The organism is Paratractidigestivibacter sp. (genome assembly GCF_052362415.1).
Classification (GTDB): domain Bacteria; phylum Actinomycetota; class Coriobacteriia; order Coriobacteriales; family Atopobiaceae; genus Paratractidigestivibacter.
Window position 1 is genome coordinate 1 of record NZ_DAWEMK010000214.1, and the last position, 1,540, is coordinate 1,540.

Below are 1,540 nucleotides of genomic sequence, written 5' to 3' on the forward strand. Positions count from 1 at the left end.
GAATTTGTGAGTATCGCCTACGATTATGCCGAACGTATAAAGGAAGAGTCTATTGTCGATGCTCCCAAGGTGGCTACCGAAGCCTAGCTGACCTCGACATTCGGAAAAATTGCCACCCCTGTAAAAAGCTCTGCCGCAGCGATGGGAAACGCATCTTCTGGGCATTCCGTCGTCTCCAGCCAGCGCTGGACTGCTGCTGTCGCCTGCGCGTTGGCGAGCGGGGCGTGGGGACCGTCCGGCGACCAGCGGTGACGGGCGAGCCCTGCCGCGTGCGTGGGCCTCCATCGGCGTAGACCCATGACCCGCATGGCATCGGAGAAGTCCACCATGGCGTCCAGGACCTTACCGTCCGGCACGTTCAGCCTAGCGGCTCTCTTGAACCCGAGGTCGAAGGGGGAGCGTTGTACAAGGCATATGGGGCCGAGTGGAAGTGGATCAAAAGAGCGTTACTTGACGTTTCATGCATAATGCCAACCGCCCCGCGACATCACGTTCGCAGCGCGCAGGGGCCGGAGAATCTTCGCTATGAGAGTTGACGTCTAATACCTTGCATCGTATAGTGTGTATAGCATAGTATATGACGAGAGGAGGTGTGCGGATGGAGGCACAGATGAAGCGCGGCTTCCTGGAGGCCTGCGTGCTCGCGGCCATCTCCGGCGAGGAGTCCTACGGCTACCAGATCGTGAAGGACGTACCGGCGAGCATGGGGCTCACGGAGTCGACGCTCTACCCGCTACTCAAGCGCCTGGAGAAGGCCGGGTGCATCACGGCGCGCTCTGCCGAGCACAACGGGCGACTGCGCCGGTACTACCGCATCACGGACGACGGGCGAGCGCGCATCGAGGAGTTCCTGGCCGAGTGGCCGTCCGTACGGGAGATTTACGCATACGTTGAGGGGGCGCACCATGACGCGCGATGAGTTTCTGGGCCGGTTGGGCGAGCTGCTCGCCTGCCTGCCGGCCGAGCAGGTGGAGGAGACCAAGGCGTTCTATGCGGAGGCCATCGCCGACCGCATGGAGGACGGTATGAGCGAGGAGGAGGCCGTGGCCGCCATGGGCACGCCCGGCGAGGTTGCCGAGGCCACGCTCGACGACCTGCCCGCCGTGCCGCGCGCGATCGCGAGGACGCGCCGGCGCAGCACCGCGCTGCTGTGGGTGCTGACCATCGTGGGCTCCCCGGTGTGGGTGCCGCTGCTCGCCGCCTTCGCCGCCGTGGCCGTCACGGTCTATATCTGCATCTGGGTGCTGGCGCTCTGCGTGTGGATCGTCGCGGCGGCACTCGGGGGCGTGGGCGTAGTTGAGCTCCTGCTTGCCGTAAGCGGCGTCACCATCGGCCACTTCCCGTACGCCCTCGTCTCGGCGGGCGTGGGGCTCGGCCTCGTCGGCGTGGCGCTCTTCGTTGGTGCTGGCGCTTGGGCCGCCTCAAAACAAATTGCGCGCCTCTCGGCGCTCTGGGCGAGGAAGGCCGCCTCGCCCTTCTGGAAGGGTAAGGGCGAGAAGGGCGGCGCTGCCGCGCATCTTGCGGCGTAGAAAGGAGTGAG

General features: G+C 65.0%; 2 protein-coding genes. Both read left to right on the top strand.

Annotated features, from left to right (window positions below):
• Positions 1-598 precede the first annotated feature (598 nt).
• Positions 599-919 (top strand): PadR family transcriptional regulator, encoded by a 321-nt coding sequence (locus ACT84W_RS11055; RefSeq protein WP_172622486.1) that lies wholly within the window; start codon positions 599-601, stop codon positions 917-919.
• Positions 906-1,529 carry a DUF1700 domain-containing protein gene (locus ACT84W_RS11060; protein ID WP_444329263.1) on the top strand — a complete coding sequence of 208 codons (624 nt, stop codon included), beginning with the start codon at positions 906-908 and terminating at the stop codon, positions 1,527-1,529. The genes ACT84W_RS11055 and ACT84W_RS11060 overlap by 14 nt, the downstream gene beginning before the upstream one ends.
• The last annotated feature ends 11 nt before the right edge of the window (positions 1,530-1,540 follow it).

Excerpts from the sequence above, each read along its gene's own strand:
- ACT84W_RS11060 (WP_444329263.1), top strand. The coding sequence starts at position 906 with ATGACGCGCGATGAGTTTCTGGGCCGGTTGGGCGAGCTGCTCGCCTGC.
- ACT84W_RS11055 (WP_172622486.1), top strand. The coding sequence starts at position 599 with ATGGAGGCACAGATGAAGCGCGGCTTCCTGGAGGCCTGCGTGCTCGCG.